Source organism: Sunxiuqinia sp. sy24, assembly GCF_052677165.1.
In genome coordinates, this window is record NZ_JBQYLH010000023.1 from 20,065 (window position 1) to 44,740 (window position 24,676).

The 24,676-nt window shown below is 42.9% G+C and carries 23 protein-coding genes and 1 tRNA gene; 3 read left to right on the plus strand and 21 right to left on the minus strand.

Annotated elements, in window-relative coordinates; genetic code table 11:
* Window positions 1–59: 59 nt before the first annotated feature.
* The 17 genes from ACUNWA_RS17165 to ACUNWA_RS17245 all read right to left on the minus strand — a co-directional run bounded on the left by ACUNWA_RS17165 (window position 60) and on the right by ACUNWA_RS17245 (window position 18,533).
* Window positions 60–671: an RNA polymerase sigma factor gene (locus ACUNWA_RS17165; RefSeq protein ID WP_445593151.1), complete on the minus strand. Its 612-nt coding sequence runs from the start codon at window positions 669–671 to the stop codon at window positions 60–62.
* Window positions 672–867: 196 nt separating this feature from the next.
* On the minus strand, window positions 868–1,686 hold the full coding sequence (locus tag ACUNWA_RS17170; RefSeq protein ID WP_445593152.1) for a phosphatidylinositol-specific phospholipase C/glycerophosphodiester phosphodiesterase family protein: 819 nt from the start codon (window positions 1,684–1,686) through the stop codon (window positions 868–870).
* A gap of 20 nt (window positions 1,687–1,706) precedes the next feature.
* Window positions 1,707–2,669, minus strand: coding sequence for a hypothetical protein (locus ACUNWA_RS17175; RefSeq protein ID WP_445593153.1), 963 nt, complete (start codon window positions 2,667–2,669; stop codon window positions 1,707–1,709).
* 64 nt (window positions 2,670–2,733) lie between these two features.
* Window positions 2,734–3,747: an inositol 2-dehydrogenase gene (gene iolG, locus ACUNWA_RS17180; protein ID WP_445593154.1), complete on the minus strand. Its 1,014-nt coding sequence runs from the start codon at window positions 3,745–3,747 to the stop codon at window positions 2,734–2,736.
* Window positions 3,748–3,760: 13 nt separating this feature from the next.
* Complete coding sequence (locus tag ACUNWA_RS17185) at window positions 3,761–4,660, minus strand: sugar phosphate isomerase/epimerase family protein (RefSeq protein ID WP_445593155.1); 900 nt, start codon at window positions 4,658–4,660, stop codon at window positions 3,761–3,763.
* A 12-nt stretch (window positions 4,661–4,672) separates the two neighbouring features.
* A complete protein-coding gene (locus ACUNWA_RS17190) occupies window positions 4,673–6,148 on the minus strand; it encodes a CoA-acylating methylmalonate-semialdehyde dehydrogenase (RefSeq protein WP_445593156.1) in 1,476 nt (491 codons plus the stop codon).
* A 161-nt stretch (window positions 6,149–6,309) separates the two neighbouring features.
* Window positions 6,310–7,893 (minus strand): solute:sodium symporter family transporter, encoded by a 1,584-nt coding sequence (locus ACUNWA_RS17195; RefSeq protein ID WP_445593157.1) that lies wholly within the window; start codon window positions 7,891–7,893, stop codon window positions 6,310–6,312.
* A 181-nt stretch (window positions 7,894–8,074) separates the two neighbouring features.
* Entirely contained in the window at window positions 8,075–9,937 is a 1,863-nt protein-coding gene (gene iolD, locus ACUNWA_RS17200; RefSeq protein ID WP_445593158.1) for a 3D-(3,5/4)-trihydroxycyclohexane-1,2-dione acylhydrolase (decyclizing), read from the minus strand.
* A gap of 54 nt (window positions 9,938–9,991) precedes the next feature.
* The gene (gene iolC, locus ACUNWA_RS17205) at window positions 9,992–11,011 is read right to left on the minus strand and encodes a 5-dehydro-2-deoxygluconokinase (protein ID WP_445593159.1); all 1,020 of its coding nucleotides are present in this window, start codon (window positions 11,009–11,011) and stop codon (window positions 9,992–9,994) included.
* A gap of 14 nt (window positions 11,012–11,025) precedes the next feature.
* On the minus strand, window positions 11,026–11,907 hold the full coding sequence (gene iolB / locus ACUNWA_RS17210) for a 5-deoxy-glucuronate isomerase (protein ID WP_445593160.1): 882 nt from the start codon (window positions 11,905–11,907) through the stop codon (window positions 11,026–11,028).
* A complete protein-coding gene (locus ACUNWA_RS17215; RefSeq protein WP_445593161.1) occupies window positions 11,894–12,853 on the minus strand; it encodes a class II fructose-bisphosphate aldolase in 960 nt (319 codons plus the stop codon). Before ACUNWA_RS17215 ends, iolB begins: the two co-directional genes overlap by 14 nt.
* A gap of 146 nt (window positions 12,854–12,999) precedes the next feature.
* Window positions 13,000–14,019 (minus strand): LacI family DNA-binding transcriptional regulator, encoded by a 1,020-nt coding sequence (locus ACUNWA_RS17220; protein ID WP_445593162.1) that lies wholly within the window; start codon window positions 14,017–14,019, stop codon window positions 13,000–13,002.
* 117 nt (window positions 14,020–14,136) lie between these two features.
* The gene (locus ACUNWA_RS17225; protein WP_445593163.1) at window positions 14,137–14,787 is read right to left on the minus strand and encodes an HAD family hydrolase; all 651 of its coding nucleotides are present in this window, start codon (window positions 14,785–14,787) and stop codon (window positions 14,137–14,139) included.
* Between the two features lie 152 nt (window positions 14,788–14,939).
* Entirely contained in the window at window positions 14,940–15,635 is a 696-nt protein-coding gene (locus tag ACUNWA_RS17230; protein ID WP_445593164.1) for a vitamin B12 dependent-methionine synthase activation domain-containing protein, read from the minus strand.
* Window positions 15,622–16,515 (minus strand): CobW family GTP-binding protein, encoded by an 894-nt coding sequence (locus tag ACUNWA_RS17235; RefSeq protein ID WP_445593165.1) that lies wholly within the window; start codon window positions 16,513–16,515, stop codon window positions 15,622–15,624. The genes ACUNWA_RS17230 and ACUNWA_RS17235 overlap by 14 nt, the downstream gene beginning before the upstream one ends.
* The gene (locus tag ACUNWA_RS17240) at window positions 16,515–17,861 is read right to left on the minus strand and encodes a uroporphyrinogen decarboxylase family protein (RefSeq protein WP_445593166.1); all 1,347 of its coding nucleotides are present in this window, start codon (window positions 17,859–17,861) and stop codon (window positions 16,515–16,517) included. The genes ACUNWA_RS17235 and ACUNWA_RS17240 overlap by 1 nt, the downstream gene beginning before the upstream one ends.
* Before the next feature lie 3 nt (window positions 17,862–17,864).
* The gene (locus ACUNWA_RS17245; protein ID WP_445593167.1) at window positions 17,865–18,533 is read right to left on the minus strand and encodes a corrinoid protein; all 669 of its coding nucleotides are present in this window, start codon (window positions 18,531–18,533) and stop codon (window positions 17,865–17,867) included.
* A 117-nt stretch (window positions 18,534–18,650) separates the two neighbouring features.
* On the opposite strand from ACUNWA_RS17245, the gene ACUNWA_RS17250 reads away from it, so the two are divergent.
* Complete coding sequence (locus ACUNWA_RS17250) at window positions 18,651–19,514, plus strand: helix-turn-helix domain-containing protein (protein WP_445593168.1); 864 nt, start codon at window positions 18,651–18,653, stop codon at window positions 19,512–19,514.
* A gap of 2 nt (window positions 19,515–19,516) precedes the next feature.
* On the opposite strand, the gene ACUNWA_RS17255 is transcribed toward ACUNWA_RS17250, so the two are convergent.
* From ACUNWA_RS17255 to ACUNWA_RS17265, 3 genes are all read right to left on the minus strand, one after another.
* The gene (locus tag ACUNWA_RS17255; protein WP_445593169.1) at window positions 19,517–19,840 is read right to left on the minus strand and encodes an L-rhamnose mutarotase; all 324 of its coding nucleotides are present in this window, start codon (window positions 19,838–19,840) and stop codon (window positions 19,517–19,519) included.
* 113 nt (window positions 19,841–19,953) lie between these two features.
* A complete protein-coding gene (locus ACUNWA_RS17260; protein ID WP_445593170.1) occupies window positions 19,954–21,204 on the minus strand; it encodes a uroporphyrinogen decarboxylase family protein in 1,251 nt (416 codons plus the stop codon).
* Between the two features lie 79 nt (window positions 21,205–21,283).
* A complete protein-coding gene (locus ACUNWA_RS17265; RefSeq protein ID WP_445593171.1) occupies window positions 21,284–22,327 on the minus strand; it encodes an L-rhamnose/proton symporter RhaT in 1,044 nt (347 codons plus the stop codon).
* A 169-nt stretch (window positions 22,328–22,496) separates the two neighbouring features.
* On the opposite strand from ACUNWA_RS17265, the gene ACUNWA_RS17270 reads away from it, so the two are divergent.
* Both ACUNWA_RS17270 and ACUNWA_RS17275 read left to right on the plus strand, forming a co-directional pair.
* Window positions 22,497–23,366 carry a helix-turn-helix domain-containing protein gene (locus ACUNWA_RS17270; RefSeq protein ID WP_445593172.1) on the plus strand — a complete coding sequence of 290 codons (870 nt, stop codon included), beginning with the start codon at window positions 22,497–22,499 and terminating at the stop codon, window positions 23,364–23,366.
* A 237-nt stretch (window positions 23,367–23,603) separates the two neighbouring features.
* A tRNA-Arg gene (locus tag ACUNWA_RS17275) sits at window positions 23,604–23,680 on the plus strand.
* A gap of 93 nt (window positions 23,681–23,773) precedes the next feature.
* On the opposite strand, the gene ACUNWA_RS17280 is transcribed toward ACUNWA_RS17275, so the two are convergent.
* Window positions 23,774–24,664: a DMT family transporter gene (locus tag ACUNWA_RS17280; protein WP_445593173.1), complete on the minus strand. Its 891-nt coding sequence runs from the start codon at window positions 24,662–24,664 to the stop codon at window positions 23,774–23,776.
* Between the last annotated feature and the right edge of the window lie 12 nt (window positions 24,665–24,676).

The window sequence follows — 24,676 nt, forward strand, 5'->3', positions numbered from 1 at the left end:
TTTAATCTTCTTCGTTTATTAGTAGGGGCTTCCAAATGACAAAACATGGACATGCTTGATTAACTTTTTTTCATAAAAGCAAACCAAAGAAGCTGAACAATCTCTATATCAACCACTTTTCGAAGCGACAACAACGCTCTACACATGAGTTTACGAGAGGATTCAACGGATATTTTCATGACCGCTGCGATCTCAACATACTCCAATTCCTCTTCAAACTTCAAGTAGACAATTTCTTTTTGCTTGGAAGGTAAATGATTGACAACCTTATTTAACCGTTCTTTCAGATCATCCGCGATTTCAAATTCAGCAAGTTGATCTTCCAACTTATATTCGGAGTTAAAAAATTGATTTTCGCTTTCGTCAACCTTTTTAATCGGCTCAAACCTCCTTTGTCTCTTTATTTTTTTCGTTAAACTATTTCGGAAAGACACAAACAGATAGGCTTTCAGATTTTTAATTTCTTTCGATCTTTTCCGCTGGTTTAAAAATAGATCTAAAAAGATATCATGAATCGTGTCGTGAACTAAATCCCGATCGGAACAAAGCTTGTAACCATACAGAAGCAGCCTGCTAATATTTTGCTGGTAGATAACCGAGAAACTCTTGTCATCACCATTTAAGAACGAATGCCAAAAAAAATCGATGCTTTTTTGATCGTCGTCAAACATTCAATTTCGTTTAAACAATTGCAGCATTAGCTAATACTAAAATATTACCAAATACACGGATTTAAATCAACCAGACAAATCCGTCAACATTGTAATGCGTTCACACTTCAATTAAAATTTGATTAAAAGCGAAACAGACCCTTTTATTATGCTATTTAAAAGATCGGATAAAAAAACTAAAAATCCAAATCACACATCACTCGTTTTTAGCCACATAGAATTGATCCAATTCTTCCAAATGATCAGTTCCGATTAAGCCAACGCCAGCTTCCATCAATTCATTCCAAACTGCGGCTCTTACGTCAGCGGTTTCATTTGGGGTACTCCAAAAGCGAAGTAGGTAACCTTGGCTTTTGGCTTTTGCGGCCACGTTGTTCAACTTTTGTCTATCGGGCGCAGGCATCTCACCCGTGCCATTCCACTCAAAATACTTCGCCCAGTTATCGCTTACAACTGGCATCAAGTTGGGAGAGATGTCCGAATCAAGATCTTTCAGACGCCCATCATAGCATGCATATCGATCATCCTGAGCTTCCATATATTCAAATGGGCGATTTCCGGAAACAACCACCAGCAAACTCCCTTCTGTTTTCTCTTCACCATGAAATACAGACAAATCAGATTCATAATCTTGCAATACTTCATGCAACAACTGATAGGTTTTCAAACCATCATCTTTAATGTCAATAAAAAGAATGACCTCTTCACCCGTGCCGTAAACTGAACCGTTATTGTTTCTGATTTCTGTTTTTAGAGGCTCAAGATACAGCTGCCGAAGCGTTCTTCCGGGCTTAATTTGATCCCGATCATGAGCTACAAATAAAGAGTCTCCAATGGCATACACATCGGCTTCGATACTCTTAAAATGATGGGATAAGGCATCAAACAGCGGCTGCTCATTCTCATAGTCATTATGCGAGTGTGCATTCCAAACAGGCACAGACTCCCGTTCCTGAACGCTACATCCGGCAAGGGCCGTAATTGCACACCAAACAGCTATTTTTTTTATCGTCATCGTTTCCTTGTTTTACAGATCTAATTCGATATTGCTTCAAAATAATTTAAATAAGAATAATTTTGCATCGTATAAGCACACGAAACAATCCTTAAGCGCCCCTCTTCATCTATTTCAACCCCAGCGCCAGCCTTAAAACTTGCTCCTTTTTCACAATTAAACGTTTTTGAAGCCACCTTGGTAAGCTTAAACTTCCCGGAATCGCTTTCGCTTAAACGGAACAAATCTGCAACATGCTCCGGCTGCTCATCTTGGCCCAACCCAATTAGAAAAAGCTGGTTCTTCCCGGTCGAAAAGAGATTAATATTTTGATACGCCCACCAATTGGGATTTATCCAGCCTTCTCTCGAATGATTTTCGATATCAATGGAACCGACTAAGTCAAAGTCATCCTCGATAATCTTTTCGCTTTTGCACGCGTAAAAATCCAGGTGCTTTGAATCCCAATCGGCAACGACGATCAAAAATTGATCCTGATGCTTGGTCATTCCCACACAACCGGCCGTTGAACGCAATGGACTGCCTTTGCGTTCAATCATCGCGATGGGCTCCAACGGGGGATTTTCAGGATTTGAAATAGCATAAATACAAACCTTCGATTTGTCCTTTGCCTCATTATCTTCGATACCAACGGCCAGGTAATTTTGAAAAATCTGAAATCCACCCGCATGTTTATACGGTTTATCCATTAGTTTTTGAACCGCTATTACTTCATTCGTTTCGTCCAGTTTGATGACAGCATAGTAAGAATATAAGCTGCAACTTCCGGTAACAAACGCATAATGATGCTGTTTATCTGGCATGATCTGCACACCCTGCAGATGCCCTCCCTCGCTGCTAACCTCGAGGGGATTGGTAAACCCAACAACTTTAGCTTGAGTTCCGATTTGTTTAAAAGAAGAAATAAAAGACTCGGCATCAGATGATCGTCCGCAGGAATAAATAAAAAAGGAAACAGCAAAGAGCCTAAAAACAAATTTCATAACGGTGAAATCCGCGAAGCGCTTTTTACAATCCTTTGTATTTCCTTTTTTCCAAATCATTTTTTCAAGCCAAAATTTCATCCAGTTTCACCAAACGGCCTTCAACAACCGACTTTTTAGCTGCCAAACCAATGGCTATTGAAAGCAAGCCGTCATTCCCATCTACCGGCATCTCGCTCCCGGAAACCAGAGCGTCAATAAATTCTTTCATCTCCTGAACATACGATGCATCATACCTCTCCAGAAAAAAGTGCAAAGGCAGATCGCCCGACATACCCGATTCTGTGTACAGTTTGTGATTGGTGGGAAAGTTATTGTCGGCCTGGGCCATTCCTTTGTTGCCAAACACTTCCAAACGCTGATCGTACCCATAAACCGCTTTCCGGCAATTATCGATTACCGCCATGCTCCCATCGTCGAAAGTCAGTGTAATGATGGCCGTATCAATATCACCGGCATTTCCAATCTCCGGATCGACCATCACAGCCCCTTTGGCAAACACCTCTTTTACCATTTTCCCGGAAATGTAACGAGCCATGTCGAAATCGTGGATCGTCATATCCAAGAACATACCTCCCGACACTTTAATGTAACTCACCGGCGGTGGCCCTGGATCGCGGCTGGTAATTTTTATGATTTGAGGATCACCAATAGCATCACTCAAAACCAGCTGCCTAATTTTCTTGAATTCGGGATCGAACCTGCGATTGAATCCCAGCATCAACTTGACGCCGGATTCCTTCACCACATCCAGCACTTCCTGAACACGATCGAGCGAAAGATCGAGCGGCTTTTCACAGAAAATATCCTTTCCCGCTTTAGCTGCTTTGATGGTATAGTCGGCATGCGTGTCTGTGGGCGAACAAATCACCACTACATCCAAATCAAGAACTGCAAGCAGGTCATCAAAATCGCTTACAAGAATTGGGACATTGTATTCAGCCGCCACATTTTTAGATTCTGCTGCCACATCCATGACAGCGACAACTTCCAGCTCAGGAAAATTCCGACAAAGGTTCTTCAAATGTATTTTACCAATCCGGCCCAATCCGGCTATAGCTACTTTTAGTTTTTTCATCTTGATTTAATTTTTATAGTCCTACTGATTTCAAAAACTCCCTGTTATTAGCAGCACATTTTCGGGGCAATCCCATGCCGGGTAACACATCCTGCTCTACTACCAGCCAGTCGTTGTATCCGTTTTTATTCAAAATATTGACAATAGACTTAAAATCAACACTTCCTTTGCCCAGTTCGCAAAACACACCCTCTTCAACCGATTTAAAGTAGTCGTAGCCCTTTTCAACCGCAGTCTGTCCCACTTCAGGATCAAAGTCCTTAAAATGCACATGCCAAATCCGGTGGTAATATTTTTCGAGTGCTTCTACCGGGTCGCCTCCTCCAAAGGCGTAATGTCCCATATCGAGGCACAAACCAAGCAATTTGGGATCAGTAAGCTCCATCAGTTGGGACACTTCAGCTGGAGTTTCAACATAACCACCACAGTGATGATGAAAAACCGTGCGCATGCCAAACTCTTCATTTACAGCCTTGGCCACTTTTTCAGCTCCGGCAGCAAACGCTTTCCAGTCACTTTCAGATAAGCCCATCTCCGGCGTAATCCGACCAGCATGCAGGGTACGCTCTTCCACCGAACCATTCTCATCTGCCAAGACAATGAAGGCTTTGGAATAACCGGCATCAAACATCAGCTTGGCCGTTTTCAAGGCAAGCTGAACACCTGCTTCATGATCTTCCTCTTTTGCCAAAGCAACCGGAACAAAAGCCCCAAGCAACTCAAGCTTTTGCTCATCCAACACTTGGCGCAGTTCCATCGGATTGGTCGGCATAAAGCCCCAATCACCCAACTCAGTCCCGGCATAACCAGTTTCAGCCATTTCAGCAAGGACCTGCTCATAACCGAGCGATTTCCCTTCTAGTTCGAACTCAAGGGCACCCCACGAACAGGGTGCATTGGCTACTTTTATCATCGTGTTTGAATTTTAAAATTTACGAGACCATTCCTTCGGCCAGCGCTCAATCACCACTTTAGTTTGAGTGAAGAATTCAATTGCATGCCTGCCTTGTCCATGTAGGTCGCCAAAAAAGCTGTCATTCCAGCCACTAAATGGAAACTGAGCCATTGGCGCCGCTACCCCGATATTAATTCCGATATTACCGGCATTGGCGCTATTTCTGAATGTGCGCGCATTCAACCCACTTGAAGTAAACAAACAGGCCATATTTCCAAATTGATTGCGGTTGACAAAGTCAATAGCCTCTTCAATCTTGGTCATATGAATCAAGCTCATCACCGGTCCGAAAATCTCGGTTTTAATGATTTCACCATCCAAAGCAACATTTTCAAGAATGGTTGGCTTGATGAAGTTACCCTGCTCATAGCCACTGATGTTTGCATTACGACCATCCAGCAATAAATTGGCACCCTCATCAATACCCTTGGCAATTAATTTTTCGATCCGGCGTTTGCTCTCCGACGTAATGACCGGCCCCATTTCAATGCCTTCATCCAGCCCAAAACCAGTCGTTTTACTTTTGGCAGCCTCCAGCAAAGCGTCTTTAATGATGCCCCCTTTATCGCCCACCGTAATGATATTTGAGGCAGCCAAGCACCGTTGCCCCGCACACCCGTATACACTATCGGCAATAATTCTTGCAGTCATTTCCATATCCGCATCAGGCATAACAAGAACTGGATTTTTAGCCCCCCCTTGTGCCTGAACCCGTTTACCATTGGCTGTTCCTCGCTGATAAATGTATCGAGCTACCGGTGTTGATCCGACAAAACTGATTGCTTTTACCTGTGGACTATCCAGCAACGAATCAACACTTTCTTTGCCCCCATGCACCAGATTTACGACCCCCTTGGGTAAATCGAGCTGATCGATCAACTCAAAAACCTTCATCATCGTTAAAGGCACTTTTTCCGAAGGTTTCAGAATAAAGCTGTTCCCACAGGCAATAGCATACGGAAGAAACCAAAAGGGAATCATCCCCGGAAAATTGAAAGGTGCAATACAAGCACAGACACCTACCGGTTGCCGGATCATAAACTCGTCGATACCAGAAGCAATATTTTCTGAAAATTCACTCTGCATTAAAAGAGGCGTGGCACAGGCTGTTTCAACATTTTCAATGCCTCGCTGAATTTCAGCTTTCGATTCGGCAAAGCTTTTCCCACACTCCAGCGTAATGATTCGGCCAAGCTCGTCTAGATGATCTTCCAATAATTGCTTCAATTTGTACAGCGACTGAACCCGTTTCATTACAGGCATATTCCGCCATTCAATTAAGGCTGTACTTGCTGCACCAACGGCCGTTTCAACATCAGCAACCGTATTGCTGCCATAGGGAACTTTGGCCAATACTTCCTGGGTGGCAGGATTGACCACATCGACGCTGTGTTGCTCCTTGCTTCCAACCCAGCTTCCATTGATATAATTCTTTAAAATTTCCATATTATTTTAATTATTCGTTTTTATGATCTCTGGGCTATTTACCCACGATTGAGTTATGATAACCAACTACGACTATCTCCTAACTAAAGGCGACTTAGCAACAAGTGAATGACGTTTTATAACCCGATGAAAATTGACAGATATTCATTATAGTTTTTACTTCAGAGTCCATTATGTCCGAGTAGGATGTAGATCATGATTGTAATAACAACCAGGACGATAGAGAGATGCGGCGTATATTTCCAGGGAACCATTTCCATCCGGAGTGGAGCGGTTCGAATGCTGTAATTTTTACGCGGATAGAAATAAGAAACGCCGAACATGATCATGACATTCAGAACAAATTCAATTCCCCAGTTATGAATAAAATGAAGGTCAATTTTAAAGATGAAGGTGGTAACGATATAATATACCAACCCAAAAATCAAGGCGGATTTGGCCCCTACAGCTGATACTCTTCCCATATAAAAACCAGCCAACATAATCGAGGCAATCGGGATGAAAAATATTCCATTGAGTTGTTGAAGCAGTTGATATAGTCCTTCGGGGGCCCGGGCCACCAAAGGGGCCGCAATAATGGCAGTAATAGCCAGAACCGATGAAAGGGCCCGGCCAACCCAAACCAAACGTTTCTCTGTCGCGTCCTTGCTTATCATTCGTTTATATACATCAATACTAAAAATGGTGGCAGCACTATTCAATACACTGTTAAACGTACTTAAAACGGCCCCCATCACCACAGCGGCAAAGAACCCAGTAAGACTCAGTGGCAATACTTTCTTTATGAGTGCAGGATAAATCAAATCCTGATTGTCATACATGGAGTCGCCAAAATAATAGAATCCAATGATACCAGGCAGCACGATGATCAAGGGAACCAGAATTTTCAGAACGCCTGTAAACAATAGTCCTTTTTGTGCTTCTTTCAGATCGCGAGCTCCCAATGCCCGCTGAATGATTGTTTGGTTCATTCCCCAGAAATAAAGCTGATTAATGATCAGTCCGGTAAACAAAACTCCAAAGGGCATCACCGAATCTTTTGCGCCAATTACGTTGAACTTCTCCGGGGCACGCTCATAAACCCTTGAAATGCCATCGAGAATATTTCCATCACCGATGCTAAACAGAGCAATAACAGGCACCAGAATTCCGCCTAGTAATAAGCCAAAGCCATTAATGGTATCGGAAAAAGCCACAGCTTTCAGTCCTCCAAAGATGGCATACACCGAGCCGATAACACCAATGCAAATCACCGTTATCCACAAACCTTCCGAACGGCTGATCCCAAGCACTTCAGAAACATTGAAGATACTTTCAAGATTGATAGCACCTGTATATAAAACGATGGGCAACAAAGTGACGACAAACGAAATAACAAGAAATAAAGCCACCAGGCTGCGGGTCATTCCATCGAACCGCTTCTCAAGATATTCCGGGATGGTTGTTAAGCCAAGCTTCAAATATCTTGGAACAAAAAAGATCGCTGCAATGACCAAGGCCAAGGCTGAAGTAACTTCCCAGGAAATAACGATAAGCCCGTTTTTATAGGTCGAACCGTTCATTCCAATGAGGTGCTCCGTAGAGATATTAGTCAACAACATAGAACCTGCAATAACAACACCGGTCAGACTTCGTCCTCCCAGAAAATAGCTATCCGATGTGTCCAGCCTGTCTTTCCGAAGCTTAAACCAAGTATAAAAAGCGACAAAGGCTGTAAAGCCAAGAAATGTTAGTATTGTTAGCATCCTTTAGTGAGGTTAATCTTCATATTAGTAAAACTATGATTGTCCGTTTATTTTGCAGCTTATTCTTTTACTTTAGCCAATTTGGTCATTCAGGGTTATTAGTTTGTTGCTTCATACTGAACAAAAGATAACTAGCTAGCAACAAACTGCGTTCGAATTACCTACTCAAGCGACTTGTTCTCTACAAGAAATAACGCTGTTTCTTCTTCTGCTCCGTATAATTTTCGAAAGCCTTTTGTACCGACTCCGACTCCGAAACTTCGGCAATCGGAACATCCCACCAAGCATATCCATAACCGGCCATTTTCCGTTCAGGCACCGTTTCAATATAGATTACCGTAGTTTGTTTTTCCTGCTTGGCCTGTTGCAGCGACTCGTTAAATGATGAAATATTGGTTGCTCGGTAAACTTTGGCGCCCAGGCTTTCGGCATTCATTGCCAGGTCAACCGGCAACGCCTCTCCTTCCAAATAGCCGGCCTGATTCCGGTAAGAATACTTCGTTCCGAAGCCCTCGCCACCAATCGATTTTGAAAGTCCGCCAATACTTGCAAACCCCTTGTTGTCAATCAAAATAATGGTCAACTTGAACTTTTCCTGTAAAGAGGTGATGATTTCTGAAGGCATCATAAGGTAACCGCCATCTCCAAGAATAGCATAAATCTCGCGGTCAGGACAAGCCATTTTTGCACCCAGCCCACCTGAAATCTCATAGCCCATACAAGAATAACCATATTCAAGATGGAAGCCTTTTGAATTACGGGTCCGCCACAATTTGTGCAGATCGCCCGGTGCGCTTCCCGCGGCGCAAAGCACCACATCGTGGGCATCGGAAAACGTATTGACCGCACCAATCACTTCCGCCTGACTTGGGATAGACGTATCATCCGCTTGATAGACTTGAGTCACTTTTTCATCCCAACTTTTGTTAAAATCAGCCACCTTCTTCCGGTAATTCGCATCAACCGAAAACGATTCAAGCTTTTCTGCCAATTCTTCCAAAACTGCTTTAGCATCGCCGGTCAAAGCCAATGCGCTGTGTTTATGCGCATCAAATTCAGTAATGTTAATATTGATAAACCTGACCTTTTTATTCTGAAAAGCAGTTTTTGAAGCGCTTGTAAAATCACTGTACCGTGTGCCAATCCCAATAACCAAATCTGCTTCTGTACTAATGGCGTTGGCGCCCTCTGTGCCCGTTGCTCCGCCGGCACCCAAGTTGTGTGGGTCGTTGTAAGCTAGCGAACCTTTGCCTGCAAAAGTTTCGGCAACAGGAATCCCGGTTTGATGAACAAAATTGGTCAACGCTTTTTCAGCTTCACTGTAAATGACGCCCCCTCCGGCAATGACCATCGGTTTTTGGGCTGTTCGTATCCATTCCACTGCGCGCTTCATAGCATCCACATCGGGTCGCGGACGTGGAATGTGCCACACCCTCTTTTCAAACAGTTCTACGGGAAAATCAAACGCTTCGGCCTGTACATCCTGCGGAACACAAAGGGTCACGGCCCCCGTGTCAGCCGGCGATGTCAAAACGCGCATCACTTCGGGCAAAGCCGTAATCAGTTGCTCGGGACGGTTGATGCGATCCCAATATTTAGACACTGGCTTGAAACAGTCATTCACCGAGAAATCCTGAGAAACAGCTGACTCCAACTGCTGCAGAACCGGTGCAACCAAACGCTTGGCAAACAAATCACCAGGCATCAAAAGTACCGGAATGCGGTTGATGGTTGCTCCAGCCGCTGCTGTAATCATATTGGTGGCTCCCGGTCCGATGGATGAGGTACAAACGAAAGTGGACAGCCTGTTCTTCATTTTGGCATAGCCAACAGCGGTGTGCACAGCCGCCTGCTCATTACGCACCATGTAATATTTAAAATCGGGATATTGCTGAAGTGCCTGCCCGAAACCGGCCAAATTTCCGTGGCCAAAAATCCCAAAGCAGCCAGCAAAAAAAGCTTGCTCCACACCATCCCGCTCGGAATATTGATTTTTTAAAAATTCGATGGTTGCTTGTGCGACGGTCAATCGTTTCGTCTTCATAAGTTTAGAATTGTTAGATTTTATTCGTTTTCAGATCTCAAAAGCCCACAGATATTAAAAACCTCCTTTGGATTCGACAAAGGCAAGTATTTCATTCTCATAAGGCGTAAAATTGGCACACCCCAGTTGAGTAACCACATGAGCGCCACAGGCATTGCCCATTCGACAGCACTTATATAAATCCCAATCGTTCAGATAACCGTAAATAAAACCAGCAGCGAAAGCATCCCCCGCACCCAAAATATTCACCACTTCAACCGGAAATCCCGGAACTTCCTGAATCGTTCCATCCGGCAAATAAATTGTGGCACCACGCGATCCGGTTTTCACAATCAGCGCATCAACACCCAACTGCAAAATTCCCTGGATGGCTTCATCAATATCGCCTTTAATCTCCGGAGCAGAAATTTGCTGATGACTAATCACCAATTGGGCTTTATCGGCCAGAAAGGCGGCCAAAATTTCCTCTTCGGTTCCCAGCACAATGTTTACATTGCGCATGAAAGCCCGCGTGGTAACGCCAAATGCACGGATATCATGCCATTGGTCGGCACGAAAATCAAGGTCAAGCATCACTGGAGTTTCATTCTTCCGGGCAATTTCAGCAGCCAGAAAAGCGGCACTCCGCGTAGGCTCTATATTCAAAGCTGTCCCTGACAATTCGAGCAATCTTGATTTTTCGATTCCAGCCTTTAAAACATGATCGATGTTGATTTGCGAATCGGCACAATTATCGCGGTAATAAACCAATGGAAAACGATCGGGAGGTTCAATCCCAAGCAGTACAGCAGAAGTCCGGCTGCCTTCAATTACGGGAACGTTTTCAGTGCTCACACCTTCCTTTTCCAAAAAGTTAAGGAGAAAATCCCCCACTTTATCTCTACCTACACCGCTAAGGAGTGAGGCTTTAAGCCCCAGGCGAGAGCAACCGACAGCAATATTTAAAGGTGAACCACCCACAAAAGCGTGGAATCCCTGGATATCTTCAAAACGATTTCCAACTTCCTGCGAATACAAATCGATAGACGATCGTCCATAGGTAATTACGTCGTAAATTTTCTTTTGGCTAGTCATGTTAGGTCAATATGTTATAGATTATTCATTTCAGCAGTTACAAGAGGAACTCTCGGGTCGAGGCCTTTCCACGAGTTGTAAATCCATTGATGGTCAGGATCATCGGTGTTAGCCAGCAATTGGTCGCTTCCAGTTAAAAAGTTGAGGTAATAAACATTGTAACCGTGCCCGGCAGCTACCGGATGGTAACCTTCAGGTACCAAAACCACGTCGTTGTTTCTGGCAACGGCAATTTCATCTAAACTACGGTCGTCATTATAAACTTGCTGGATCGCAAATCCCTGGGGTTTATCAATTTTATAAAAGTAGGTTTCTTCAAGCCGAGCCTCCACCACGTTACCATCCACATCAACTTTACGTGTATCGTGTTTATGAGCCGGGAAAGAGCTCCAGTTGCCGGACGGTGTATACACCTCAACACTCACCAAACGATGGCAATCAAAACCGGGTTGCAGCAGGCTGTTAATTTGGCGGGTAGCATTGTCGCCTCCTCTAATTTCGATTGCGGCTTCCTCGGGGCGCTTAAAATAAGCCGGATGATCTTCATCGGTTTCGCACCAACCGTAAGCGATATCCAAAATCTGACTTTCAGCTGTTAGCTCAAAATCCGTATTTCGGGGGAGGTATATGGAATGAGCAATTCCACTGAAAACGTCTTTCCGACCATTAAGAGTTTCCCAGTTTCCTTTATCTGTTTTGACGGAATAATTGCCTCCCAACAAAATAATGGCATACTCATTTTGACCGGTATTGCCGATCCATTTTTCGCCCTGTTTCATCAGGCGAGCCTGAAAATTCAGAAATTGCCATCCGGTTTCGTCTTTCAATACGCTCTGATAAATGCCAAATTCGGAAGTCGATTTAGCCAACAATGGGTATTTTTTATCTCTTTCCATATTTTTTTGATTTAATTTTAGTTGCCTTCCCAACCGCTCCTAACAGTTCAAACTTCTCCAGATTGAACGTTTCCAAGGCATCCATGTACGCTTTACCTGGAATAATGGGTTCGAACTGAGCTGGTGATAGTTTGAAAAATTCGCGATGAACACGAGTCCAGATTAAACGAGCATCGGTAGCAATATTTATTTTGCATACCCCCAAGGCAATTGCTTTTTTCAATTCTTCGGATGAAACGCCTCGCGCATCCGTTCCCAGCTGTCCTCCGGCGCCATTGATTCGCTGTATTTCTTCGAAACTAACTGCAGAGCCACCGTGCAAAACCAAGGGAAATCCGGGGAGTTTAGTTTGAATTTCCTGCAGAATATCAAACTGCAATCCCTGCTTGCCCGAGAATTTATAGGCTCCATGACTGGTTCCCACTGCAATAGCCAGGCTATCGCATCCGGTTTGTGCCACAAAAGTCTCAACCTCCGAAGGCTGCGTAAATTTCTTATGTCTTTCTTCTACCACCAGGTCGTCTTCGATACCACTTAACACTCCCAATTCTGCCTCAACAGCGATGTTTTTAGCATGCGCTTTTTCCACCACCGATTTGGTCAGAGACACATTGGCTCTGAACGTTTCATGCGAACCATCAATCATAACCGAAGTATAACCGCCCGATTCAATACAATCAAAAGCATGTTCTTGATTGCCATGATCGAGATGAACAGCAAACACCGTATCGGGGTAAATTTTGGAAGCCGCGGCAATCATAGCCAGCAACATTTCAGAACTGGCATACTTCCTTGCCACCGGAGTTGTTTGAACAATAAATGGGGCATTGGCTTTTTGAGCAGCTCGAAACAAGCTGTGAACTTGTTCCATGCACCAAATATTCACGGCAGCAATTCCGTACTCCCCATAACACGTTTGAAATAGTTTTTTGGTCGAAACAAGCATCGCTAAACCAATTAGTTAGAATTAGTAACGAGATGAAATTTACGCCATTATTTATATCGGATCCAAACAATAAGGCAGAAATATTCATGCAAAGGTTTGCATAAACGAAGACATACAGTTAAGAAAAACCAAAGAAACAAAACACACTATCTAGATGAACCCCTGACGATTAACTCCGGAAACAGCTGTTCAACCTTCAATTTAGACAGATCATTGTTGGAGTTGATCCGTTTCATCAGGATGCGTGCTGAGAGCATGCCCATTTCGTAGGTGGGCTGCCAAACGGTTGATAAAGACGGCCGGAAATAACAAGAATACGGATCGTCGTCGAAGCCAATGACGGAGATGTCGTCGGGAATGGTAATTCCAGCTTCTTTAATAACATACATTGTACCAATAGCAACTCCATCGTTGATGGCAAAAATGGCATCGGGACGCTGAGGCAGCGCCAGCAGCTGCTTGGCAGGATCAATGCCATGCTCGGGTGCAAAACCGACACTTTCAACGACATACGCCTCATTCACCGGGAGTTGATGGAGTCTGTGTGCATCCCTGTAAGCTCTCAGCCGATGTCTGGCAGTAGAAAGAGAAGGCGGTCCAGCAATATGCGCAATTCGTTTACAACCGCTTTTAATCAAATACTCAACAGCCTGGAAAGCCCCATTGTATTCATCAACAAAAACCTTATCCACGTCAATTCCTTCGCAATCGCGATCGAAAATGACCAAGGGAATATTATTCTGAGTCAAAACGTCCAGGTGATCAAAATTTTTTGTTTCAGACGAGGGCGAAATTAAAAAGCCATCTACCCGAATAGATGAAAAGGTCTGGACCAGCGATTTTTCTTCTTCGTAGGACTCGTTGGATTGCCCAATAATCATATTCACACCTATCGGGTTGAGCAAATCCTGAATACCGCTGATGACGGAAGAAAAGAAGTGGCTCGTAATTTCCGGAACAATCACCCCAATAGTATTAGTACGTTTGCGCAATAAATTCAAGGCTAACAAATTGGGTTGATAATTCCGCTTGCGCGCCAAACCAATGACCAACTCCCGGGTTTTTGTACTAATTGCCGGATGATTATTCAAAGCCCTTGAAACCGTTGAAGGAGAAATATTTAGTTCCCGGGCAATGTCGGTTATGGTTGTTCGCGATTTCTTCATGCAAGAATCAATAGAAGGTTCAGTTCATGAAAGTCTTAAAAAGCTGTTTACTGTTGATGCTTTAAATTTAAAAAAATTATGCTCATTCTATTTTGAAAAAAACACAACAAGTCACTTTTAAGAAATTCCAAGTAAACGCCCCAATTCATCCATGCTGAAAAAAACAGTTGCTCCCAAAGCGTCCAGTTTGTCTTGACTACCATGACTTGCCAGTGCAAATACATCAAAACCACCGCCTTTGGCTGCCTTAACGCCCGCCAAACTATCTTCAACAACTGCACACTCGCTTGGCTGAAATCCCATTGTTTTTGCAGCGTGTAAATAGATATCCGGTTCAGGTTTCCAGCTTTCAATATCGTAACAACTAAAAACATGATCATCAAACCGCTCTAGAAGATGAGTCGTAGTAAGGTTCTGTCTTATTTTTGTTGCCGGGCCACTTGACGCCACCGCTACAGGAACCCTTATCTTCTTTAATAATTCATGAACTCCGGGAATGGGTTGCAACTCAGTTTTAAAAGCCTCATACGATCGTTTTCTGAATTCCGCTTCAAAACTAGCTGGGAGTTCCCGCCCAACACATGCTTCAAAAAATTTCAGGTTCGCTTTCATGGAAGTACCGGTAATTTGTTCCAAAACAGTTTCAAACTCTAGCCGACAGCCCAATTCAGCCACCATCTCATGAAAAACCTTGGCCGATATTTTTTCACTATCAACCAAAACACCATCGCAATCAAAAATAATGCAGTTATATCGCATGCTATTCATAATCATTTAATCGTTATCGGATCATTCTGAAACGAGCAACGATCACTCCCGGTTCTCCAGGCGGCATTTATCTTTTCCTTGCTCTTTGAAGTCAGATATTATAGCCATTTGGAAAACAAGCAAATTCTAATTTCGCAGGTATCGTCCCAAAGCTACTTCTTGTAAAAACAATTTTTCATTTGGCACAATTCGCACTGGTATTCGCGATAATTTACATCCTTTCCAATACCAATCACTCCGCTGATTGATTTGACCGGATTCATTAGTGATGAAGGTGTCAAACTTACTCCGCTGGGACTACCGCCAAGCAAGCTAAAAAGTTTATGCTGATCGGACACGTCCCAGTGACAATACCCTGGACTGTAGCGATTGGTTATAGCGTAACCATCCTTTTCAGCCTCTTGCTTGATCATTTGCTGCAGCTTATCTCCCACTGCTTCAGCAATGGCACCTCCCAAGATATCGTAAACATAGCCCAAAACAGGGTCTTCACCCTTGAGCAAAGCAACAGCTTTTTTGCTAAGTGTGCCCCCGGCTGTACAAACAAAAAAAGCCAGTTTTTCAGCGCCTTCAAGCTCCTTACGTATCGTTCGGCCTACTTTAAACTCAAGGTCATTAGCCAAAATTGAACTTTTCCGGGCCGCAAGCTCAACTTCCTCAATTATCTGGTAAGTTCCTCCAATATCTTCCAAAAGGCTGCAATCCTGCATGGCCTGCTCCAAGTAACTACCAAAAGGCTCAGGCAAACATTCCGAGTTATAGCCCAACAGCTTAATGATCTGATCTTGGTCTATAATCAGGTCTTCAAAGTGAAATTTGAGTTCAGTTGCTGTTTTAACAGTATTCATCGTATATGATTTGAAGGTTTTCAGTTCCTTTAAATGTTCCAATCAGCACCAATTCACCCGATCCCTTAAACGAGGGGATCTCCTGAAAGGTAAACTCTGAAAAAACGCCCTGTACAAAGATAGCTTCTCCATCTTTAAGTTTCAGAAACCCCTTAGAGCGAATACAATCCTTTTTTATTCGATCGATAAATCGGCTTAACTGCTCGAGATGAATTCCTCGATGACTTCGAATAACAACGGACTCCACATCAGGCCTTCCTAAGGCACCTTTCTGGTCATCAGGAAACAGGTTTAGTGCCTTTTTAAAGCCCGAAGTAGCTACCCGTCCATATTCTCCCTTCAACTGGTTAGCAAAAGGATTGACCTGTCTAATCCACGTTGCAATTTCATCGGTGTTGTTTCCGACCTGATCCGTTTTATTGATAATGATGGTATCGGCGCAGCGCAACTGATGCTCCATACGTAACCTTAGCGATGGCATCCGCTTAAAGTTTAAGGCATCAACCAAACACCACACATGCTCCAGGTAGATTTTCCCTTTCAACTGTGGCGATTGAAAAATCTGCCCTACACCCGTCGGATCCGATAATCCAGAGGCTTCCATGATCAACACATCGGGTTGATATTTTTCAACGAATTCATTCAAAGACTTGATAAACGAACCCAGAAGACACACACAAAAAACCGAGCCATTATTGATTTCCAACACCTGATATCTTGCATCCTGTTGAAATTCTCTCCCATCAATATTGATGGGAGAGAATTCATTCTGAATAATCGCAATATTACTCTTTGAATCCGAATTTTTAAGATAATGATGTAGGAATGATGTTTTACCACTCCCTAAAAAGCCGGTTATTAAATGCAAAGGAATGCTCATTAGCCCATGACATTTTTTATAGCTTTTACTATTTCCGATTTCCGAGGAATCTGGCTGATAAATTCGACTTTCCCGTTGATACAGGTCGTTGGAACATTCTGCACCCCAAGGGCCATCATCATCCGAATGCCATCCACATCTTTGATTTTATGCTCGTTCACCTCTACGCTTCCATCAAACTCCCCTGCCGCCTGTCTGACTGCTTCAACCATATACTGGCAAGGAGCGCAGGAAGCAGAATCGAGGGTAATAATATCAACAACGACCTTGCCTTCAACCCAGTGCCCTTCCAAACTAAGTGGCTCTAACGATGAGCTGTGTTCCATTTCACGGGTCACCTGCCGGGCATATTCATCATGAACCAGCTCGGTTACTGCCTGTAAATTGGCAACCGGCGTGTCCATTGGCAGATCGCAGCCTGGCGCCAGGATAAAACCTGTTGTTCCTCCTAAGTCCAGACAGTCAACCGCTTCTTTCTTCGAATCCAATTCATTACCCAATAACAACACACTGGTTAATTTCAGGTTACCACCAAAGCTGATCCCTTTCTTCAATGCAATTTCTTTGACATAATCCAGCGGAATGTTCTCGTCTATTGAAATATTATCCGGACGACAGTCAAACATCACTTCAATGTTTTGCTGTGCATGTCCGCATACAAAAAACGAACTGTATTTTTTCTTTGCCCGTACAAAATTAAATATCTGCCTTACATAAGGACTAACAAAGGTTTCAAACGACATGGGATCAATCTGGCTAGTCATCGGATCAACCACGGCAATAACATCGCAGCCAGCATCCAATAGCATTTCCGAGTGTTTAATTCCCACTTGTGTACAAAAATCCATCAGCTCATTCACGTAATCCGGATCTTCAAACAATTTCATGAAGATTTCAGTGCCTAAAAGATGTAAGGCTAAGGTGAACGGCCCGGTGATTAATCCATACAGTGCGACGTCAGGGTATTTTTTCCGAAGTTCACGTGTAGCTTCCAACACTATCGGGAAACGTCCATCCGTTTTTTCCGGAAGGCTCAATGAACTCAATTCAACACCATCGGCTAAGGGATGCGAAACCACAGCAGGCGGATTTTCTTTACTCCAAACCAATTTACATCCCAATATCTCAGCTTCAATCTGCAGGTCGAATACCACCGGAATACCATCCGGCTGATACAATTCGACGGCTTTACTAATTCCGTCAACCACACGCTCAGCCGATTTCAAGTATTCTTCAGCATCAGCACCAATCAGTTTTCCTCCATGCACACCTACAAAGGGGACCCAAGGAATCCGGTCGACTTCTTCCATTCGGAAAACTTTTTCAATACGCTCTAATCCATTCATAATTTAGGCAACTTTAGTATTCAAAAACTCAACGACTCCTTGTGGATCTGCCGAATAATTATCGGCTCCAATTTTAGTACAAAAATCGCTGTTCACGGGGGCACCGCCAATGGTAACTAAGGTATCGGGAAGTGTCTGTTTAATCTCTTGGGTTATTTTCTCCATATTGACCATCGTAGTAGTCAACAAAGCTGACAATCCAACCACTGCCCCCGGGTGCTCACGCAAAGCATCAATGAATTTAGCAGCATCGACATCGGTTCCCAGATCGACAACCTTATAGCCACTTCCTTCAACCATCATGGCCACCAGATTCTTACCTATATCATGCAAGTCGCCCAAAACAGTGCCAATAATAAACGTTCCTTTTTGCTTAGCTGCTCCGGATAAGAAGTGGGGTTTTAAATGAAGCATAGCCGTTCCCATGGCTTTGGCCGACATCAAAACCTGCGGTACAAAAACCTTATTTTCGCGGAATTTAACTCCTACTTTCTCCATCCCAGGCATCAGTCCCTGAGTTAAAACATCTTGAGGGTTTATTCCTTGCGCCAGGGCTTTTGCCGTCAGCTCATCGGCACCTTCCTGCCCCTTCATTTGAGGTGGAAATGGTGATGCCAGGTTTATTTTTCCGAATTCAATGCAGTCGGATAATTTAGATAATAAATCACACATAATATTCAGATTTAGTTTTATTTACAAAAATAGCAGCCTAGGAATGCACAAAAAATAGTACTTTCTTTGAAAAAGATGTAAAATCTTACTTTATTTAAAAACCCATTTCGGACAACTATGATTATCAAAAAACGATTTGTCAAACTTCCGCAGGCAATTATTTCGGCTCAACAAACGGATCCGCTCACGAAAGACCTCTACCTTTGTGAACTTTCAGAATTGCTCTTTAGTAAACAGTCGATATGGGAACACCAAAAACCTCTTGAAAACCATTTGTTGCTGTATTGCACTAAAGGCGACTGCATGCTAAAACTCGGCAAAGATGGAGTCCATATAAAACAAGAACAATTTTGCATTATCCCACAAAGCTTTATTTTCAAACTGGTGATCGGAAACATGGAGCCAACCATTTTTATGACCTGCCAGTTTAACGGATCAAAAAGTAAAATTCTAGAAAAAGAATTCACGGTTGTTCGTGATTTAGTTCCTTCAATCAACAACCGGGTTGCCAACCGTAAAATGCTATTCGACGAGATTTTCAATAACCTTTCACGAGGATATTCCAATTTCAACACGCATTACATTCATTTCACATTCAGCCACCTACTTGCCACCTTTGTTTTTGCATCAAAAAACAGCGAGGACATTCAAGTCGAAGAAAATCCACTCATCCAGCAAATCATCCGATTTATGGAACAAAAAGTTGGAGAGAAACTTAGTCTGAAGGAAATCTCTGAAGAAGTTGGCTACTCCGAAACCTACCTTTCCACCATGTTTAAAGAAAAAACCAACTATAGTCCACTTAGCTACTTCTCGCATCTCAAAATAACAAAGGCCTGCGAATACTTGGATCAAACAAAACTAAAGATCAAACAAATAGCTTTCATCCTGGGCTATTCCGACCCTTACTATTTCTCCAAAGATTTTCAAAAGAAGATGGGTATTTCTCCGAAGTTTTATAGAACCCGGTTAAAAAACTAGTGCTAATCCAAGTGAAAAACCTCCTCCATGCTAGCCCACCACTCTCCTTCTTTCCGATTCTCAACAGGGCGCTGCATGGGCTCCATAATCGACCACCATTCCTGTGTTTTCGGATCGGCAGCCATCTTCGCCATATCAGCATCAAAATCATCGCCTATGTATTCAAAATGAGCAAACAACAATCCGTCTTTATGAAAGATTGAATAATTCACAATATTACAAGCCGTAATCTTTTCAAGCACTTCGGGCCACACTGCTGCATGGTATTCTTTATACTTTTCAAATTGCTGTGGGTCAACACCAATAACTTGGCCAAAACGTTTCATATCCCTTGATTTATAGCATTAATAATTAAATCCTTGAAATTAGTTATCCTCGAAGATCATTAAACCTAAAGTCTTAAATGCGCGAACCGTCAGGTTATCAGCCTATAAGATATCTAGTTACGCTCATTAAACTCCCTTATTGCATCAAACATAGCTACAATGTTCTGAGGTGGTACATCGGGCAAAATATTATGCACTGTATTAAAAACAAAACCTCCCCCCTGAGCCAAGATTTCCAAACGTTCGAATACCTGCTCGCGTACTTGTTCCGGCGTTCCGACATTCAAAGTCCCCACGGTTTCAATACCACCTCCCCAGAAGGTACAATCTTTCCCAAATTCCTTTTTCAAAAAATTGGGCTCCATTTTCCAGGCATTGGTCTGAACAGGATTGAATATTTCAATACCAGCTTCGATCAGATGCGGCATAAGCATTGAGATGGAACCACATGAGTGAATAAACGTGTGCATTTCACTATGGCTTTTCACATAATCACACAAAATTTTATGTCTTGGTTTGAACAGCGTTTTATACGTTTCTTCATCCATAAACGGGCCCGAGCTCATTCCAAGATCATCTCCAAAACGAATGATGTCGACAATATCGCCCACAGCATCGCAAACTTTTTCCAGGGTAGCCAGGTGACGAATCATTAACTGATCAAGCAACCTTTCGACATTATCCGGGTCGCACATTAAATCCATCAGAAAATTATCCATCCGACGAAGAAAAGTTCCCCATTCAAACAGGTTGCAGCCGCAAACCACCAAGAGAGCCTTATCGGTTGTTTCACGCAGTTTTAGGGTGTTTTCACGTAATTTTTGCCAGAAATCAGACTCCCCGGAATGATCCCACGGGCTGTGAGCATCGCGAGCCCACATGATTCGCCCCATCTCTGCGTCCAGGTTTTCGTACGAATCCGGATAACCATCAACATAAGGGAAATAAGTCTGATCGAAAAACGTGGCGCCAACAGGCATTCGGGAAAGAATCCGCTGTCCATCATCATCAAAAGTAACAAATGATCCATCCGACATTTTGGTTGGATTGAACCATTTGGGGTAAGAAGCGACCGCGCCATTAGCTAATGTGGTTGGCTGCCAATCAGAAAACTGATCATTAAACGTTCGTCCAATATCCAATACATCAATGCCAAATTTATCCAGGACAGACATGTCTGGCTGCGCCAACTGCTGGACCACATCATAAATCTGAACAGGCAAATCTTCGCGACCAATATGTTTCACTAAATTACTGTATGCAATGGCAGAAATGCCAGAACTAGGTGTAGCACCAAGGTCAATCGGCACCCGATCGGGTTGCTTATGACTGATTGCTGCCAATATTCTTTCTCGTGAGTTCATTGATTGATTTGTTTTAAGTTTTTAATTGAAGTTTACTATCAAAACAGGCGAAAGGTTAATCCCACGCAACCTCACTCATTTATTCTGCCCCGCTAATTCCGATCATAAAAGATGAGGCAATAATTACAAGTAAAGAGAACACCATTAACACATAAACTTTGGTTGATGCACCTTTCCATTCCTTTCTGATCAAGCCCCATACTGTTGCAAAAACGATGGTTAAAGCCATTAGAATGCCCCAAGAAGTAAAGGTAAATGGCCCCATCTTACTTTTACCCATGCCATAGGCTATGAATTGGGCAAACCAAAGCAAGCCAGCTAATAATCCAAAAGCATAATTCAAGGCCAACACTTTCGATGTGCTAGCGGATATGTAGTCTTTGAAAGAGCGATTTTTGTAACCAAGATAGGCACACCAGATTATTGTAGTAACAAACGTTCCGGAAAATAGAACCAACAACACCGGCATCATCGTAAATAACGGATCAACGCCCTGCGCAGCGGCAATATCAGAAATGGGAAGTCCTTGCTCAAACCCCAGAGACATCGCCGAGCCAGTAATGCCGACTAATAACGCAAACATCGCTCCTTTGAAAAGATCAAACTCGCCAATGCTTTCTTGCTTTTTCTCGTCCGAAACCTGCTTGTCTTTCAAGATACCTGCCCAGGCCGAAAGAGCGATGCCTACACATGCAACCAGCACGCCAAGCAACAGCAAGGTACCACCCGATTGCTGTATCATTACCTGTAAGCGACCATCAATCATTGGTGGTATCAATGTCCCGATAGCCAGCATCAGTCCGAGCGCAAGAGCGTAGCCCAGCGATAAACCGAGGTAGCGCAACGCTAGTCCGAACGAAAGGTTGCCAACGCCATAAACGCCACCAAGCAAAAATACGATGATGATTGTCTCACCAGGAGTCGCCCGAATAATCGACACAAATTCGGGGGCTAAAACCAAACAGGCAGTCAGCGGAAAAAGGATGTAGGCACCTAAGCTGAAAACCATCCAATACGATTCCCATTTCCATCCTTTTATTTCACCAAACGGAACGGCAAAACTTCCGGAGGAAAAAGCTCCAATAGCAATTAATAATATGCCCAACAATACGTTTAAGCTCATTTAAAGATTGTTTAGTGATTAGTTACGTTTTTCAGGAGCAAGATATTCCATTATCCTCTAAAAAAATGGTACTTAAACGATCACATGTTGTACAAATAAGAGCATACCAATTATTAAATAAATTTCATAGATTTGAACAACACCTAAGATTGCTCTAACATTCAATCCAATGACTCCAGACTCACTAATAAAATCAATTAACTTCGATCTTAAAAATATTGCATATTTACGATTTGATCGCCAAAGCAGCTACAGTAATATTATCAGTCCAATTACACGCATCTACTTAATCACAAAAGGAAGTGGGAAATTATTCCTGAATAACCGGGAACTCAAACTTGAACCTGACTACCTGTACATTATCCCCAGCTACGTTCCCTGTACCTACAAATTTGAAAGCGGACTTGAGCATTACTACATCCATTTAAACATCAATTTGCAGAATGGACTAAGCATTTACAACCTATACAACATCAATTACAAAAGGCAAGCAGTCGAGATCGACAAAGTCCTACTGAGCCAACTGGTGAACATAAACCCTAGGCGGGAGATTCCGCACCACGACCCGCGGGTATATCAAAAAAAGCCATGGATAAACAAAAAAGCTAGTTTCGATAGTTTTGAACAATGTCTGGAAACTAACGGAATACTATCACAACTTTTTTCTCGATTTATCGGATCGGAGCTCTTATCAAACACCGACCGCCTGCTAACCCATAAAATTCAGCCCATCCTGCTTTTTATTCAGAATAACTTAAGCGAAAACATTAGCGTGGTAAAGCTTGCTGAAATGGCCTGCACTTCAAAAGATCATTTTACGAAACTATTTAAATCAATCACAGGAATTCCTCCAAGCGAGTTTATCATCCGGAAACGTATCGAGAAAGCTCAGTTTCTTCTATTATCCAGCGACTTACCACTTAACGAGATTATTGAGAAAACCGGTTTTAGAAGTACTTCCTATTTTTGCAGGCTATTCAAAAAGTATTCATCATTCACTCCCGAAGAATACCGCAAAAAAAGAGCAAAGCACATTTAGCATTACTTCAAACTGAAAATGACGATGAGTTAATAATCCGTAATAATTTGATAGTTCCTCGTGCAGGTAACAGACGTTTTTACTGCTCGTAACTGGCTGACTTATTTTCCTGAAAACTTACATTGAATTCATCTGGGAGATTGCCCCCTGACCAGTTGTCTAAATATTCGAAATAAAAAAAGGATAGAATTTGATAATTTCTTCAAAAATATACTATATTTGCACCGCATTAAAAAAGGACCTGTAGCTTAATTGGATAGAGCACTTGACTACGGATCAGGAGGTTAGGGGTTCGAGTCCCTTCAGGTTCACCACTAAAAAGAGTCATTATCGCTTCAGATTTTGACTCTTTTTTATACCATTTACCACAGCCGACCAGCAGATACAAACAGGTCTGGACTTCGGACTCAAACCATCTCCACCCGCTTATTCAATTTTTTATCGAGAAATGGATAAAGCACCACGGCTGATAAGATAACGAGTGTTCCGATATAGAATCCGCCTGACATGTATTCCGAATCTTTAAAAATAAAGAAGGCCATGAGAATACCATAAACCGGCTCCATATTAATAGTCAGCACCACCGAATAGGCCGACAACACTTTCATCACATCGATGGAAACCACGTAAGCGTAGGCCGTACACACAATACCCAGAATAACCAGCCACAGCCAATCGGGCGTCGTAGGAGCAACAAAGCCCGACGAAAAGCGACCGCTCATTAACAGAAAAAGCGTAATTCCCACAAAACCGCTCCCCATTTCATAGAAGCTTATAACAACAGGATTGTATTTGGAAATAAAGGTTTTATTCAATACAGTAAACAGACCGGCTAAAAATGCCGAAGTAAGAGCCGTGAGAATCCCCAGCTTGTATCGAAATTCAAATTGAAAAATAAGGTAAAGACCCGCAATGATTACCAAGCCAATGACAACCTCCAGCCATTTAACCCGCCGTTTTATAATGAGGGGCTCCAGGATACTGGCAAACAGTGTAGTAGATGCCAGACAACCTAGCGTTACCGACACATTTGAAATTTTAACAGCATGAAAAAAGGTGATCCAGTGAAAAGCAACAACCAGCCCCACGCCTACCATCTGCAAAATCGCCCGCCTGGGATAAACCACCGATCGATTTTTGTAGTTCAAATAAAGCCCCAGCGCCGCAAAAGCAATCAACATGCGGTACCAAACCATTTCGGCGGCAGGCAGTGTAATTAACTTACCCAGAATAGCCGTAAACCCATAAATAAAAACAACAAAATGAAGTTTCAGGTGATTTTTTAATAGTTCATTCATCCAGATCAATAT